This window comes from Aeromicrobium sp. PE09-221 (assembly GCF_002174305.1).
Lineage (GTDB): Bacteria > Actinomycetota > Actinomycetes > Propionibacteriales > Nocardioidaceae > Aeromicrobium.
This window is the reverse complement of record NZ_MIJB01000028.1, coordinates 1-12,897: the sequence shown is the minus strand read 5'-3', so window position 1 is coordinate 12,897 and position 12,897 is coordinate 1. Positions and strand designations below refer to the sequence as shown.

At 66.7% G+C, this 12,897-nt stretch carries 18 protein-coding genes and 3 tRNA genes; 7 read left to right on the top strand and 14 right to left on the bottom strand.

What is annotated here, in order from left to right; all coding sequences use genetic code 11:
• Window positions 1–50: 50 nt before the first annotated feature.
• From BHE97_RS15275 to BHE97_RS15260, 4 genes are all read right to left on the bottom strand, one after another.
• Complete coding sequence (locus BHE97_RS15275) at window positions 51–1,337, bottom strand: class I SAM-dependent methyltransferase (protein ID WP_087624894.1); 1,287 nt, start codon at window positions 1,335–1,337, stop codon at window positions 51–53.
• Entirely contained in the window at window positions 1,334–2,692 is a 1,359-nt protein-coding gene (locus tag BHE97_RS15270; protein WP_087624893.1) for an FAD-binding oxidoreductase, read from the bottom strand. The genes BHE97_RS15275 and BHE97_RS15270 overlap by 4 nt, the downstream gene beginning before the upstream one ends.
• A 213-nt stretch (window positions 2,693–2,905) precedes the next feature.
• On the bottom strand, window positions 2,906–3,571 hold the full coding sequence (locus BHE97_RS15265; protein ID WP_087624892.1) for a pirin family protein: 666 nt from the start codon (window positions 3,569–3,571) through the stop codon (window positions 2,906–2,908).
• Window positions 3,552–3,893 (bottom strand): metallopeptidase family protein, encoded by a 342-nt coding sequence (locus BHE97_RS15260; RefSeq protein ID WP_343286123.1) that lies wholly within the window; start codon window positions 3,891–3,893, stop codon window positions 3,552–3,554. Before BHE97_RS15260 ends, BHE97_RS15265 begins: the two co-directional genes overlap by 20 nt.
• Window positions 3,894–3,980: 87 nt before the next feature.
• Here BHE97_RS15260 and BHE97_RS15255 point away from each other — a divergent pair.
• Window positions 3,981–4,053: transfer RNA gene (locus tag BHE97_RS15255), tRNA-Glu, on the top strand.
• Window positions 4,054–4,409: 356 nt separating this feature from the next.
• Here BHE97_RS15255 and BHE97_RS15250 read toward each other — a convergent pair.
• Window positions 4,410–4,907, bottom strand: coding sequence for a hypothetical protein (locus BHE97_RS15250; RefSeq protein WP_087624890.1), 498 nt, complete (start codon window positions 4,905–4,907; stop codon window positions 4,410–4,412).
• 120 nt (window positions 4,908–5,027) lie between these two features.
• Between BHE97_RS15250 and BHE97_RS19800 the strand changes: the two genes are divergently transcribed.
• Entirely contained in the window at window positions 5,028–5,231 is a 204-nt protein-coding gene (locus BHE97_RS19800) for a hypothetical protein (protein WP_140400187.1), read from the top strand.
• Complete coding sequence (locus tag BHE97_RS15245) at window positions 5,228–5,428, top strand: hypothetical protein (RefSeq protein ID WP_087624889.1); 201 nt, start codon at window positions 5,228–5,230, stop codon at window positions 5,426–5,428. The genes BHE97_RS19800 and BHE97_RS15245 overlap by 4 nt, the downstream gene beginning before the upstream one ends.
• 16 nt (window positions 5,429–5,444) lie before the next feature.
• Here BHE97_RS15245 and BHE97_RS15240 read toward each other — a convergent pair whose 3' ends face one another.
• Complete coding sequence (locus BHE97_RS15240; protein WP_087624888.1) at window positions 5,445–5,627, bottom strand: hypothetical protein; 183 nt, start codon at window positions 5,625–5,627, stop codon at window positions 5,445–5,447.
• Window positions 5,628–5,689: 62 nt separating this feature from the next.
• Here BHE97_RS15240 and gluQRS point away from each other — a divergent pair, with 62 nt between their 5' ends.
• Complete coding sequence (gene gluQRS / locus BHE97_RS15235) at window positions 5,690–6,565, top strand: tRNA glutamyl-Q(34) synthetase GluQRS (RefSeq protein WP_087625007.1); 876 nt, start codon at window positions 5,690–5,692, stop codon at window positions 6,563–6,565.
• Between the two features lie 104 nt (window positions 6,566–6,669).
• On the opposite strand, the gene BHE97_RS15230 is transcribed toward gluQRS, so the two are convergent.
• From BHE97_RS15230 to BHE97_RS15215, 4 genes are read right to left on the bottom strand one after another with little or no spacing between them, the layout of a single operon-like run.
• The gene (locus BHE97_RS15230) at window positions 6,670–7,569 is read right to left on the bottom strand and encodes an ABC transporter substrate-binding protein (protein ID WP_087624887.1); all 900 of its coding nucleotides are present in this window, start codon (window positions 7,567–7,569) and stop codon (window positions 6,670–6,672) included.
• Entirely contained in the window at window positions 7,566–8,261 is a 696-nt protein-coding gene (locus BHE97_RS15225; RefSeq protein WP_087624886.1) for an ABC transporter permease, read from the bottom strand. Before BHE97_RS15225 ends, BHE97_RS15230 begins: the two co-directional genes overlap by 4 nt.
• On the bottom strand, window positions 8,261–8,938 hold the full coding sequence (locus BHE97_RS15220; protein ID WP_087624885.1) for an ABC transporter permease subunit: 678 nt from the start codon (window positions 8,936–8,938) through the stop codon (window positions 8,261–8,263). Before BHE97_RS15220 ends, BHE97_RS15225 begins: the two co-directional genes overlap by 1 nt.
• A complete protein-coding gene (locus BHE97_RS15215) occupies window positions 8,935–9,744 on the bottom strand; it encodes an ATP-binding cassette domain-containing protein (RefSeq protein WP_087624884.1) in 810 nt (269 codons plus the stop codon). The genes BHE97_RS15220 and BHE97_RS15215 overlap by 4 nt, the downstream gene beginning before the upstream one ends.
• Before the next feature lie 148 nt (window positions 9,745–9,892).
• On the opposite strand from BHE97_RS15215, the gene BHE97_RS15210 reads away from it, so the two are divergent.
• From BHE97_RS15210 to BHE97_RS15200, 3 genes are all read left to right on the top strand, one after another.
• Window positions 9,893–9,966 (top strand) — tRNA-Asp (locus tag BHE97_RS15210).
• A gap of 498 nt (window positions 9,967–10,464) precedes the next feature.
• Window positions 10,465–11,076, top strand: a complete 612-nt coding sequence (locus BHE97_RS15205; RefSeq protein ID WP_087624883.1) for a malonic semialdehyde reductase — start codon at window positions 10,465–10,467, stop codon at window positions 11,074–11,076.
• A gap of 76 nt (window positions 11,077–11,152) precedes the next feature.
• Window positions 11,153–11,226 (top strand) — tRNA-Phe (locus tag BHE97_RS15200).
• 281 nt (window positions 11,227–11,507) lie between these two features.
• On the opposite strand, the gene BHE97_RS15195 is transcribed toward BHE97_RS15200, so the two are convergent.
• The 4 genes from BHE97_RS15195 to BHE97_RS15180 all read right to left on the bottom strand — a co-directional run bounded on the left by BHE97_RS15195 (window position 11,508) and on the right by BHE97_RS15180 (window position 12,852).
• Window positions 11,508–11,855 carry a hypothetical protein gene (locus tag BHE97_RS15195; protein WP_087624882.1) on the bottom strand — a complete coding sequence of 116 codons (348 nt, stop codon included), beginning with the start codon at window positions 11,853–11,855 and terminating at the stop codon, window positions 11,508–11,510.
• 100 nt (window positions 11,856–11,955) lie between these two features.
• The gene (locus tag BHE97_RS15190) at window positions 11,956–12,453 is read right to left on the bottom strand and encodes a hypothetical protein (protein ID WP_087624881.1); all 498 of its coding nucleotides are present in this window, start codon (window positions 12,451–12,453) and stop codon (window positions 11,956–11,958) included.
• Between the two features lies 1 nt (window position 12,454).
• Complete coding sequence (locus tag BHE97_RS15185; RefSeq protein ID WP_087624880.1) at window positions 12,455–12,640, bottom strand: hypothetical protein; 186 nt, start codon at window positions 12,638–12,640, stop codon at window positions 12,455–12,457.
• On the bottom strand, window positions 12,637–12,852 hold the full coding sequence (locus tag BHE97_RS15180; RefSeq protein WP_087624879.1) for a hypothetical protein: 216 nt from the start codon (window positions 12,850–12,852) through the stop codon (window positions 12,637–12,639). The genes BHE97_RS15185 and BHE97_RS15180 overlap by 4 nt, the downstream gene beginning before the upstream one ends.
• Window positions 12,853–12,897 lie beyond the last annotated feature (45 nt).

Here is a 12,897-nt window from a genome sequence, read left to right as displayed (position 1 = left end):
ACGCACCTCGAGGCCGACAGTGCGTGGTAGCTCAGCGCCCAGCGGCGGGGTCAGAAGGAGGGGCGCAGCGGATAGTGGGCATTGCCATCGGCATCCGTCTTGACGCCGAGCACATGATGCAACTCGATCTCGTCGCGCTCGAAGGCCAGACGCGATCCCGCCATGTACAGGCCCCAGACCTTCGCGCGGCCCACCGTGACCTCCTCGAGCGCCTCGTCCCAATTGGCTTCGAGGTTCTCGCACCACGCTTTCAGAGTCAGCGCGTAGTGCTCACGCAGGTTCTCCTCGTGCCGCACCTCGAGGCCGACATCCTGCATCGCCGAGATGATCGTGCCCGAACCGGTCAGCTCGCCATCGGGGAACACATAGCGGTCGATGAACGCCCCTGCCGTGGCACGGGACTTGTTGTCCGAACGCGTGATGCAGTGATTGAGCATCCGCCCGCCCTCGCGGAGCCGGGAATGCGCGAAGGCGAAGTAGTCGGGGTAGTTGCGCACACCGATGTGCTCGGTGAGACCGATGGAGCTGACGGCGTCGAAGTCCGCCTCGGGCACATCGCGGTAGTCGCTGAAGCGGATCTCGGCGAGATCGCCGAGCCCCTCCTCGATGATCTTTCGCTGCCCCCACTCGGCCTGCTCGCGGGAGAGCGTCACGCCGAGCACCTTGGCCCCGTAGTGCTGCGCGGCGTGACGCACCATGCCGCCCCAGCCGCAGCCGAGATCGAGGAGGCGATCACCGGGCTCAAGGTCGAGCTTGCGGCAGATGAGGTCGTACTTCTCGAACTGTGCCTCCTCCAGCGTCGCGTTCTCGTGCGGGAAGACTGCGCAGGTGTAGGTCATCGACGGACCCAGCACGAGCTCGTAGAAGCGATTCGAGACGTCGTAATGGTGGTGGATGGCCGCGGCATCACGGGTCTTGTTGTGCCGCAGGCCCTCCAGCGCCCGACGCCACTTGGGCAGGTGCTCCTCGGCGGGCGGCGCCGGAGGGCGCAGGTGCTCCAGCCCGAGACTGCGCAGCACCTGCAGCATCTCTCCCGCCGACGGGACCTTGAAGCGCAGCTGGCTCATGATGAGCGACATCGCGTCGTAGGGGTTGCCGGGATGGTCGCCGTCGACTTCGAGATCGCCCGACACGTAGGCACGTGCGAAGCCGAGGTCGCCGGGAGCGGTCATCAGATAGGACAGACCCCGTTCGTTGACGAGCCGGAGCGTGATCGGCGAGTCCTCGGGGCCGCCGACGCTGCCGTCATAAGCCTCGAAGCGGAAGGGCAGACCGCCTCTCATGATGCGCCCGAGCGCATCGGCGATGGAGAGCTTGGCATTGGTGTCGATCGTCATGAATTCCTCACTGCCTTGTCATACAGAGTGCTGAGACGACCGTCGGGGTCGTATCGCTCACGAAGGCGATCGAGGCCGGCAGTGTCATACAGCGAATCGAAAGTAGGCCTGTCGTAGAAGGCCTCCGAATACAGGGATTTGTGGCCGCCGAGATCGTGCACCGCAGTCTCGATGCGGCGGTTGACGGCGCCGGGCGGGCTGTCCGCGGGCACCACGACCGTGCCCCAGAAGCCGGCGTTGACGTAGAGCCGGCCGGGTTCGAGCGGGTAGGTGGGCCAGGCCTGCGCGGTGCGCAGGGGGCAGAGCCAGACCGGTCGCATGCCGACCTCGGCGTCGAACCACTCGAGGAAGTCGCCCATCCGCTCGAGCGGGACCTCGATGTCCTGGATGACCTTCTCCCGGCCGGGGACCTTCTTGAATCGATCGAGGATCTTGCTGATCCCGTACTTCGTGTCGAGCCCGACAAGTTTGTGGAAGACATCGCTGCGGCGGTAGCGGCGGGGCCAGAGTCGTCGGACATAGGGGTTCTGGGCCCCGAAGGCGCGCGAGCACCAGAACCAATCGGTGTCCCAGCGCCACAGATAGTCGTACATGGTCAGACGGTCATAGCGGCGTTGCGGGATGGACTGGTAGTAGATCTGCTGACCCGAGTAGTCGCTGACGGGGCCGGGGTCGTCGATGAAGGTCGCGAGCGTCACGTAGATCTCATCGGGCGAGAAGGCCGTGGCGTCGACGGCGTCGACGCGGTCGCCCTCGTAGGTGGCGGAGTCGGCGACCTCCTCGATGATCTTGGCCGCCTCGGTCGAGCCGTCGGTGCGCACGTGACGCAACCGCACATAGGGAGGCACCTTCTCCAGCCGGATCTTGAGACGCACCGCGTAGCCGAGGCTGCCGTAGGAGTTGGGGAAGGCGGCGAAGAGATCGGCGTGCTCGTTGTGCGGCGCGGCGGTCACGAGATCGCCCGCGCCCGTGAGGATGTCCATCTCGATGACCGCCTCATGCGGCAGCCCCTTGAACAGCGAGGTGGACTCGATGCCGAGCCCGGTGACCGCTCCGCCCAAGGTGATGGTGCGCAGCTGCGGCACCACCGTGGGGATGAGACCGTACGGCAAGGTCGCGTCGACGAGGTCCTCGTAGGTGCACATGCCCTGGACGTCGGCGGTGCCGGCGGCCGGGTCGACCTCGATGACGCCGTCGAGGCCGGACACGTCGAGACCCGGTCCTGTGGCCGCCTGTCGAGGACGGAAGAGATTCGAGGTGCGCTTGGCGAGACGTATGGGCGAGCCTGGCGCGATGGACCGGTAGGAGGTGCGTAGCGCGTCGACGGCCTGGCGATGTCGTTCCCATCCGTGCATACCTGCAGGCTATCCCTCCTCCCAGGATCCCCACCGTCTGAGGGGACACGCGAACCCGTTGAGTGTGACGTTTGGACGGTGAAACCGGGCTCTTTGCCGTCCAAACGTCCCTCAAGAACTCCGCTTCGCTCCCTCTCCCCCAAGCGCTCCGCAGAACTCCGTGCAGGGAGGTGCCCCCAGGGAGGTACCCCCACACTGAACGGGTTTGTTCGGTCAGCGCAGGAGGCAGACGAGGACTTCAGTCGCGGTGTCGGCGCGCAGTTGGCCGATGGGCTCGTCGGTGCGCAACTCATCGCCGGGCGTGAGTCGGTCATGGTCGAGGACGAGGCAACCGCGGGTGACGTGGATGAGCGTACGTGCCGCGGCAGGCATCTCGATGACATCGCCCTCGGCCAGGACCGCGACCCGCAGCTCTACCGGGGCGTGGACGTCCACGGCCCGGTACAGCCCCGCGAGGTCGGTCTCCACGTGCGCCTGCGCGTACTCGGGGGTGCCCTCGTTGTCGCTGCGCAGCATCATCTGCACGAAGGTCAGGCCCTCGACGGAGGAGGCATTGCGTTCGGTGTGCTCGACCCCCGACCCGGCGCTCAGCCGCTGGGCGAGGCCGGGCGGGATCTCGCCACCGGCACCGGTGGAGTCCTCATGCGCGAGGACTCCGTCGAGCACCCAGGTGACGATCTCGACATCGCTGTGCCGGTGGGCGTCGTAGCCGGCTCCGGGCGCGATGTGCTCGGTGTTGATGGCCGTGACCGGACCGAAGGCGATGTTGTCGGGATCGTAGTGAGCGCCGTAGGAGAAGGAGTGGAAGGTCTCGATGCCCTCGCCGGCCGTGTGGAAGCGCTGCTCGGCGCGGCGGATCTCACGCATAGCCGAGCTCATGCAGGCGAGCGTCGTCGATACCGAAGAAGTGGGCGATCTCGTGCACGACGGTGATGCGCACCTCGTCGACGACCTCCTCCTCACTCTCGCAGATCGTCAGGGTCGGCTTGCGGAAGATCATGATGCGATCGGGGAGGTGGCCGCCATAGTGGGAGTCGCGTTCGGTGATCGGGATGCCGTCGTAGAGTCCGAGCAGATGCGGCTCTTCGGGAGGGGCGTCGTCCTCGATGAACATGACGACGTTGTCCAGCAGCGCGGTCAGCTCCTCGGGCACCTGCTCGAGCGCCGCGACGCACAACTGCTCGAACCGCTCCTCGCTCATCTCGATCACGCCACCCAGTCTGCCGCAGGGGGTCCACCCGGGCAGGTGCATGGGCGGCTGACCGACCGACTATGCTGGCCGGGTCCGGCCCCCTTCGTCTAGCGGCCTAGGACGCCGCCCTTTCAAGGCGGTAGCGCGGGTTCGAATCCCGTAGGGGGTACGCTGGAATGGCAGTCGAAAACGGCTGCCGCCCGAATCCAGGTCACACTTCGGGCCTGGAATGTCCGAACCCGGGCATACGATCAGCCACATGCCGGCCCCACAAACTACTCCAATTCCAAGGCCCAGGCCGACTGGCGTTTGGGACTCCCGAGAAGCGGGCACGCGCGAGGTGCTGCCGGGGCGCGGACAGGTGGGTCAGAAAGCGGCCTACCGCCCCCCGGCAGCGTCTAAGCCACGATACGACGACCGGTCGCCCCGTCAAGCGGAGCAGCTGATCCAGTTGGTCTCGCATCCCACCTCGCGACGACCCGCTTCGCTCGCCGTTGACGCCTAGTGATGCACCAGCCGTCTGCGCTATCGACGCCGTCGACGTGCTCGTGCCGCGACGATCTCGATTGCTCGTGGCGGATCGGCCAAGAACTCTCGCTGATCAGGATGCTCGATGAGATCATCGAGCAGCCGCTGCGCACTGACCACGATCGGCCTCCAGTAACCGCCGGTGTGGTGGCGTGTGATGCGCAGCGGATAGGCCTCCTCGGTCGTCCTCAGGTCGAGGAAGCCGTCATCGGGCACCAGGCCCGCGTCATCCCCGAGGACACCGAGCGCCGTCACGCCGAGGACGTGACGCAGGCGCGGAAACCGGAAATCCGTCGTGGGCAGTCGCAGGACGGCAGACCCGAGCTGATTCCACCCGAAGATGCGCATCTCCTCGACACCGCGCCGGTGGACGATCGCCTCCGGCGTGAGCAACGCGCAGTCGCCGAGGATCTCCCCACGCCGGGAACGACCGCCGCCACCGATCTTGCCGATCACCAGCCCATCGGGGACGGCGTGTAACGGTCCGTATCGCATCAGACATCCTCTCCTGCCCTCCCGAGTCCCGGATGCGGGCGGCTCGGCCACCACCGTAGGCGACGCGCGGAGTGCGCTCGCCCCCGAGAGAACCGCCGGAGCCTCTGTGAGACTGGAGACATGAGTCCAGGACCCGCGCCGCGGCGCCCCTGGAGCGAGCCGTCGCGCTGCGTCTGCGGCGCCCGCGGCATTCTGCACTTCGATGACTCGCACGTGGCCCGCGGCGATCTGCCGCCACGCGACGAAGCCTCCTTCTTCGACTGCCTGGACGGCGGCCTGTGGACCATCAGTCGCCGCGCCCCGCACCGCCCGAGGTTCTTATGAGCACCCAACCGCCGGACCGCACCTATGTGGTCACCATGGCCTGCATCACCTTCATCGTCGCCTGGCTGGCGATCGGCGCACCCCTCGGGATCGCCGCCGGCTGGCCCTGGTTCGCCTGGGTGCCCGCCAGCGTGTTCGCCGGGCTGGTCACGGGTGCGATCGCCTACCGCATCTGGCGGGCCAGCAACGGCGACTGAGCCGGCGATCACCGGCTCAGTCGCGCGATCCCGCAGAACGTGCCGTCGCGACCTTGGTCACCAACACCGAGGCCAGGATCGCCACCACCCAACGGAGGAGCATCGGGAACTCCGTGGTGGCGTCCAGCACCAGATTCACCGCGAAGGCCGTCAGAACGCTGGCGACGACGACGAGCAGTGTGCGTCCGTCCTGAGTCATGCGGCCACGATGTCATCACAGCTCGAGATATGTGCACTCAGGGCATCGCCATACTGGAGGACATGTCCGCCACCGGCCGGTTCGCCCCCTCCCCTTCAGGCGACCTGCACATCGGCAACCTGCGGACGGCGCTGCTGGCCTGGCTCTTCGCGCGATCCACCGGCCGTGCCTTCCTGATCCGGTTGGAGGACCTGGACCGGGCGCGCCCCGGCGCCGCCGAACGACAGCTCGAGGACCTGCGCGCCCTCGGCCTGGACTGGGATGGCGATCCCGTCCGGCAGACCGGGCGTCGCGCCCTCTACGACACCGCGATCGATCGACTCGTAGCCGACGGACGGACCTTCGAGTGCTTCTGCACCCGGCGCGAGATCCTCGAAGCGCCGAGCGCACCGCACCGCCCACCGGGCGCCTACCCCGGAACCTGCCGGGAGCTGAGCGAGGCCGAACGCGCGACACGGCGAGCCGAGCGGACTCCGGCGATCCGGCTCCGCGCCGACGTGGAAGCCTGGACCGTGCAGGATCTGCTGCACGGCGAGGTCACGGCGGATGTCGATGACTTCGTGCTGCGCCGAGGCGACGGAGTCCCCGCCTACAACCTCGCCGTGGTCGTGGACGACGACGAACAGGGTGTGGATCAGGTGGTCCGCGGTGACGACCTGCTGACCTCGGCGCCACGCCAGGCGCATCTCGCCGACCTGCTCGGCCTCGACATCCCGAAGTACGCGCATGTGCCGCTTGCCCTGAACGCAGCGGGCCAGCGACTCGCCAAGCGGGACGGGGCGGTAACCTATCGAGAGCTCACCGAGCGCGGGGTGGACGTATTCGCCACGATCGCCGAATCGCTCGGCCTCCCAGGCTCCACACCCCGGCAGTTGCTCGACAGCTTCGACCCCGCGACTCTCCCCCGCGCGCCCTGGACCTTCAAGCCCCCCACCTGAACCGTTCCCATTGAGTGGGGTGCACAGTTCCCGTTGAGTGTGACGTTTGGACGGCAGAATCGTGGACTTTGCCGTCCAAACGTCACACTCAACGAGAACTCTCGTTAGATCAGGCCCTTGTCCTCCAGCCAGTCCTTGGCGATGGTGGCGGGAGCGGCTTTCTCGTCACCGGAGCTGCGGGTGTTCATCTCGATCAGGTCCTCGGTGGTCAGCTCGGCCGACACCCGGTTGAGCACCTCGATCGCCTCATCGCTGACCGTGTCGCTGCTGATCACCGGCACCACATTCTGCGCCGCGATCATGTTCTCGGGGTCCTCCAAGGTCACCAGGTCGTTCTCGACGATGGACGGCGTGGTGCTGTAGATGTCCGCGACGTCGACCGTGCCGTCGAGCAGTGCGCTCAGCGTGGCGGGACCGCCACCGTCGTTGATCGGCGTGAAATCGACCCCCGTGATGCCGTAGACCCGCTCCAGACCGGGGATGCCGTAGGACCGTTCGGCGAACTCGGGATTGGCCGCGAGCCTCAGTCCGTCGATATCGGCGAGATCCGCGATCGACTCGAGATCGTTCTCGCTGGCGAACTCCTGAGTGACGTTGAGGGAGTCCTTGTTCTCCGCCGGCGCGGGATCGAGGACCTCCAAACCGTCGGGGAGGGCATCGGGAAGCTCGGTCTCGATGTCCTCGGGGGACGTGGCGGTGGTCTCGGTGTCGACATAGCTGAGCAGATTGCCGGTGTACTCCGGCAGCACGTCCAGCTCGCCGTTCTCGAGCGCCGGCAGGTAGACCTCGCGAGCACCGATCTGCATGCGTCGCTCGACCGAGAAGTCCTCAGCCTCGAGCGCCTGCGCGTAGACCTCGGCGATGATCTCGCTCTCGGGGAAGGCAGCCGAGCCGATGCGGACAGTGTCGCCGCCGCTCCCGTCACCCGACGAGCTCGGGTCGCTACAGGCCGTGAGGGCGAGCGCGGCAGCGGCCGCGACGATCACGGTGTGGGTGGTTCTCATGCTGTCTTCTCCTTCAGCTGGGGGTGAGAGTCGGCCGGCGATGCGTGCCGGAAGGCGAGCCGCTGGCCTACGGCGAAGAGCGCATCGATGAGCAGTGCCAGCACCACGACGATGATCGCCCCGCCGAGGACGCGAGGCGTGTCTCGAACGGCGAGACCGTCGATGATGTACCGCCCCAGTCCACCGACGCCGATGAACGCGGCGACGGTGGCCGTGGCGATGACCTGGAGCACGGCGGAACGCAGACCACCGATGATGAGCGGCAGCGCGAGCGGCAGCTCCACCCGGGTGATGACCTGGGTCTCGGTCATGCCCTGCGCACGTGCGGCGTCGACCGTGGCCGGGTCGACCGCCTCCAGCCCGGAGTAGATGCCCGCCAGCAGCGGCGGGATGCACAAGACGGCCAGCGCGATGATCGCCGGGGTCAGGCCGACCGAGGTCAGCAACACGATGAGGGTGATCAGTCCGAGAGTCGGGAGGGCCCGCAAGGCGCCGGTGACCAGCACCGCGGTGTTCTTCCAGCGTCCGGTATGACCGACATAGAGGCCCAACGGAACCGCGACCACCGAGGCGGCGAGCACGGTGATGGTCGTATAGCCCAGATGCTGGGCGACCCGCCACGGGATACCCGAACCTCCGCTCCACTGCGCGGAGTCAGTCAGCCAGGCGACGGTGTCGTTGATGAGGCTCATCACTCACCGCCTCCCGCGCGGACGACACGGGACCAGGGCATGAGGAGCCGACCGGAGGCGACGATGATCGCATCGAAGACGAGGGCCACGATCACGGTCAGCACGATCCCCGTGGCGATCTCCGTCGTGAAGTCGCGGTTGTAGCCGTTGGTGAACAGCGACCCGAGATTGCGGACGCCGGTGAGTGCTCCGATGCTCAGCAGACTGACCGTGCTGACCGAGACGACCCGCAGGGAGGCGAGCATCACCGGCCCGGCCAACGGGAGGGTGACGGTGAGTGCCCGCTGCGTGCGGCTATATCCGCAGGCGGTCGCGGAGTCGAGCACCATCGGCGGCACTGACCGCAGCGCATCGGCCACGCTGCGGACCATGATCGCGAAGGCGTAGACGGTCAGCGCGATGACGATGCTGAGGACGCTGAGCCACGGCAGTCCGAGAAGCGACGGGAGGATCACCAGCAGCGGCAGCGATGGGATCGTGTAGAGGATGCTGCCGATGCTCAGGACGCCTCCGCTCAACTGGCGCATCGGGCGGCGCGGCGAGCGGTTGGCGGCGTAGGCGAACCAGCCCACGGGGAGGGCGAGGGCGAAGCCCAGCAGGATGCAGACGGCACTCACCCACACGTGCTGCCAGGTCAACTCGACGAGCAGATCGCGGTTGGCGAGAGCCCAATTCATTGAAGGACCCCTGCCGGGCGGCCGTACTCGTCGACGACGATCCGCTGTCCGTCCTTCTCCTCGATGCGCAGGGTGCGCTGCCCGCGCTCCAGTCCGACGAAGCTGCGCACGAAATCGTCCGCGGGGTCGGCGAGGATCTCCTGGGGTGTGCCGATCTGCGCGACCTCGCCGCCCTTCTTGAGGATCACGACCTGGTCACCGAGCGCGAAGGCCTCCTCGATGTCGTGGGTGACGAAGACCGTGGTCTTCTCGAGCTCTCGCTGCAGGCGGAGCATCTCGGTCTGCAGTTCGGCGCGCACGATCGGGTCGACGGCGCCGAAGGGCTCGTCCATCAACAGGATATTGGGGTCATTGGCCAGCCCCCGGGCCACGCCGACGCGCTGGCGCTGGCCACCGGACAGCTGGCTCGGGTACTTGGTGTAGAGCGACGAGTCGAGGCCGACGGTGCCCAGCACCTCGGCGGATCGATCGAGTGCCCGCTTCTTGGGAATCCCGCACAGCCGCAGGACGGTGGCGACATTGTCGATCACCTTGCGGTGCGGGAGGAGACCCGCGTGCTGCATCACGTAGCCGATGCTGCGGCGCAGCTCGACGGGATTCTGGGTCGCGACATCGACATCATCGATGAGGATCTGCCCCTCCGTGGGCTCGACCATGCGGTTGATGCTGCGCAGCAGCGTCGTCTTGCCGCTGCCCGATGACCCCACCAGGACCACGGTGGCGTGCGAGGGCACGACGAGGTTGAAGTCCGACACCGCGCGGGTGCCGTCGTCGAACTGCTTGCCGACCGATCGAAATTCGATCATGGGTCTCCTGACCACAGGGAGGTATGCCTCGTGACAGTCTTCCAACGCCCACCGACAACGGCAATCGGAAGAGCACGACCCCGATGTTGGCCGGCTGGGTGGGGTGCAGTAGAGTAGCGTTCGCGATCGATGAGGTCGCAACGCACGAGGCCCCGTGGCGCAGTTGGTTAGCGCGCCGCCCTGTCACGGCGGAGGTCGCGGGTTCGAGTCCCGTCGGGGTCGCGTAGAAACGAGTGAAGTCCGTACCGTCAGGTGCGGGCTTCACTCGTTTCGGAGCGATCGCCTTGCTGCGTCAGATCGTCTCACCGGTGCCCGCGTCGAGGAGGTGCCAGCGCTCCTGCGCGCGCAATTCGGCGAAGACATCGATCACCTCACCCGTCGGGTCGTTCACCAGGATGAAGCGCACCTGCCCCTCCCCACGGTGAGACTGATGCTGCCGACTCCGTCGGGGAGGACGACACCCGAGGTCTCATCGACATCGCCGGAATCGAGCCCCGCTCTCTCAGCCGGCGGTTGAGGTCTTCCACCACGTCCTCCGCGGTCCCGAGCGGTGGAAAGGTCTCCAGCTCGGCGGCCTGCGTGAACGCCCCCGGGTCGGACACTCCCTCGGGCACTCGGAAGGCCATCATCATCATGCTCATGAAGCGAGAGTAGAGCCGCATGAGCCGGATCACAGAATGCGGCGGAATAGCGTCGGCGTTCTACATGGTTGAAACGTCTATGACCTCTGCGACCTTGGATCACCTGACGCCCTTGGACGACCGCGCGCTGGACACGCTTTTCCGCGAAGGCCGAACGAGCAACTCGTTCAGCGACGAGCCCGTCTCCGCCGAGACCTTGCGCGAGATCTACGAGATCGCCAAGTACGGTCCCACGGCTGCCAACAGCCAGCCGCTGCGCATCGTCTTCCTGACCACCGATGAGGCGAAGGGGCGGCTGCTGCCCCTCATGTCCGATAACAACCGACCGAAGACCGCCTCAGCTCCCGTCGTCGCGATCCTGGCCGCGGATGCCGACTTCAACCGCCGCATGCCGGAGGTCTTCCCCCACGCTCCGGAGTCCGAGCACTGGTTCGGGGACCTGGAGTCGCGCCGTCGCGTGGCGGAGTTCAATGCCGGCCTCCAGGTCGGGTACACGATCATGGCCGTGCGCGCCGTCGGTCTCGCCGCCGGGCCCATGAACGGTTTCGACCACGATGCCGTCGATGCCGAGTTCTTCGCCGGCACGAACCTGCATTCAGTGGTCGTCATGAACATCGGCAAGCCGGGTGACAACCCCTGGTTCGACCGCCTGCCGCGGCTCGCCTACGAGGACGCGGTTACGGTCCTCTGATTCGCCACCCCATGTCGGCCGGAGCGCCGCGATGCGATAATGTGAACGTCGCTCGCGGCTCCGGCCGATGAGTGTCGGCCAGGTAGCTCAGTTGGTACGAGCGTCCGCCTGAAAAGCGGAAGGTCGCCGGTTCGACCCCGGCCCTGGCCACAGCGTGTAAGTGGCGGTATCTCAGCGATACCGCCACTTATCTGTTTCTGGAGACCAATCTTGCGATGGTCCAGAGAACCATCAGCGACCATGCCCGACCAGCTACTCAGATGGTCGAGTTTTGGTCTGTACGACGGGACTGGCGTAGATCGGCTGTGCGTAGGGTGTATGGTGTTCCGTCCTCCTTGAGGGGTCTAGTGCTCGTGGCTGGGCTGCGGGTGCTGGTGGGGGCCGAGCGGGCCGACGCCGGTAACCAGGAGACTCGGCCCGCTCGACCGGTCTTAGGACGCGGCCTTGATGGTGTGGCTGCGTTGGGTGACGACTTCGATGGCGTCGGTGTTGAGCGCGTTCGCCAACACGACCGCTGGCGGGGCCGTCACTCGTGGGTCTCGGCGGAGAGTGGCGAGTACTTCACGCACGGGCACGGCGTACGCGTGGCCGGGGTGGAGGCCGTCGTAGTGGGCCAGCCATGTCTTGACTGCTCGGCGGACGGCACGCACGTCGGGGTCACTCCAGGCGGGTGTGTCGTGGGCTGAGTGGCGGGGTCGGATCGCCGCGTGGCTGCGGACGGCGAGCAGGCTGATGTCGTCGGGTAGGTAGGGGATGGTGGTTGGGCTCGTAGGGTTCATGGTGGTGCCTTTCTCAGGGGCGTTGTTGTGGGTGCCCGGGACGGGTGAAGGGGTGGTCGGCCCAACCGACGACGCCCTCCACTCGTGCCGGGTCTTCGTCTCAGGTGAGTCGTCCGTGGAGGCCGAGCCCGTCTGAGGGTGGGCGGCTGCTCTGGGCGAGGTAGTCGCCCAGCGTGGGGCGGTTCTCCGCGAGAGCGGGATAGGTCTCGTAGAGGTGTTCCATGTGCCCGACGGGGTCGGCATGGACTTGATCAGCGCGTGCGTGTTGACGACTCAACGCTTCATAGCGACGTTCCTCAGCGGCGACCGACGCGCGCAGGGTGTTCATCGCCTCGACGGCTTCGACAGCGGTCATGGTCCCGGCGTCGAGGGCGGCTTCGATCTCGTCGTAACGATCCTGAGCAGCGTCCAGGCGTGGGAGAAGTTCGCTGGTCTTGGTCTTGACCTCCTCCCACCACAAGGTGGCGGTCTGGTGCGCGTGGCTGGTCATCTTCGCTCTCGCCCACGCCGGATACCGCTTGACCTTCTCCGCCAGCGCGTACGTCATCTTCGGATGCGCCAACGCGGCTTCGACTTCGTCATCGAGTCGGTCACCCATGTCAGATCACCGTCCCGGGAGTAACGCCGAGCCGCTTGCGGCGGGCGGTCCGCGCCTCGTCTTCCAAGGCGGTGAGGTCCTTCTCGCGCTGACGGGCGGCGACGGCCTTGGCCCGTAGGCGACGGTCACTCTCGTGCAGGGCGGCGACCTTGCCACCGGCCCGCTTCAACATCGGGTTGTCACTCACTGGTCCTTCTCCTTCTCACTGTCGTTGAGGACGCGCTCACTGTCGTTAGGGATACGTCCCTCGTAGACGTCACGCATCGCGTTCTCGACCACCGCCCGCACGGCAGCGGCCAGCGTGATGCCGCCCAACTGCGCCAGTTGCTTAATGAACGCGTGCTGCATGAAATCCAGACGCACATGCACCGTGGTGTCGAACTCCTTCGGCCTACCCATGACTGCCTCCTGTAGTGGGCGGTATGAACCGCCCCAGGTTCGCTG

Bases quoted from the DNA above. Each gene is read 5' to 3' on its own strand.
- BHE97_RS15265 (WP_087624892.1), bottom strand. From the start codon at position 3,571: ATGAGCTCGGCTATGCGTGAGATCCGCCGCGCCGAGCAGCGCTTCCAC.
- BHE97_RS19800 (WP_140400187.1), top strand. From the start codon at position 5,028: ATGAGTCCAGGACCCGCGCCGCGGCGCCCCTGGAGCGAGCCGTCGCGC.
- BHE97_RS15270 (WP_087624893.1), bottom strand. From the start codon at position 2,692: ATGCACGGATGGGAACGACATCGCCAGGCCGTCGACGCGCTACGCACC.
- BHE97_RS15230 (WP_087624887.1), bottom strand. From the start codon at position 7,569: ATGAGAACCACCCACACCGTGATCGTCGCGGCCGCTGCCGCGCTCGCC.
- BHE97_RS15205 (WP_087624883.1), top strand. From the start codon at position 10,465: ATGACCTCTGCGACCTTGGATCACCTGACGCCCTTGGACGACCGCGCG.
- BHE97_RS15220 (WP_087624885.1), bottom strand. From the start codon at position 8,938: ATGAATTGGGCTCTCGCCAACCGCGATCTGCTCGTCGAGTTGACCTGG.
- BHE97_RS15190 (WP_087624881.1), bottom strand. From the start codon at position 12,453: ATGGGTGACCGACTCGATGACGAAGTCGAAGCCGCGTTGGCGCATCCG.
- BHE97_RS15225 (WP_087624886.1), bottom strand. From the start codon at position 8,261: ATGAGCCTCATCAACGACACCGTCGCCTGGCTGACTGACTCCGCGCAG.
- BHE97_RS15245 (WP_087624889.1), top strand. From the start codon at position 5,228: ATGAGCACCCAACCGCCGGACCGCACCTATGTGGTCACCATGGCCTGC.
- BHE97_RS15250 (WP_087624890.1), bottom strand. From the start codon at position 4,907: ATGCGATACGGACCGTTACACGCCGTCCCCGATGGGCTGGTGATCGGC.
- BHE97_RS15195 (WP_087624882.1), bottom strand. From the start codon at position 11,855: ATGAACCCTACGAGCCCAACCACCATCCCCTACCTACCCGACGACATC.
- BHE97_RS15240 (WP_087624888.1), bottom strand. From the start codon at position 5,627: ATGACTCAGGACGGACGCACACTGCTCGTCGTCGTCGCCAGCGTTCTG.
- BHE97_RS15215 (WP_087624884.1), bottom strand. From the start codon at position 9,744: ATGATCGAATTTCGATCGGTCGGCAAGCAGTTCGACGACGGCACCCGC.
- gluQRS (WP_087625007.1), top strand. From the start codon at position 5,690: ATGTCCGCCACCGGCCGGTTCGCCCCCTCCCCTTCAGGCGACCTGCAC.
- BHE97_RS15180 (WP_087624879.1), bottom strand. From the start codon at position 12,852: ATGGGTAGGCCGAAGGAGTTCGACACCACGGTGCATGTGCGTCTGGAT.
- BHE97_RS15275 (WP_087624894.1), bottom strand. From the start codon at position 1,337: ATGACGATCGACACCAATGCCAAGCTCTCCATCGCCGATGCGCTCGGG.
- BHE97_RS15260 (WP_343286123.1), bottom strand. From the start codon at position 3,893: ATGAGCGAGGAGCGGTTCGAGCAGTTGTGCGTCGCGGCGCTCGAGCAG.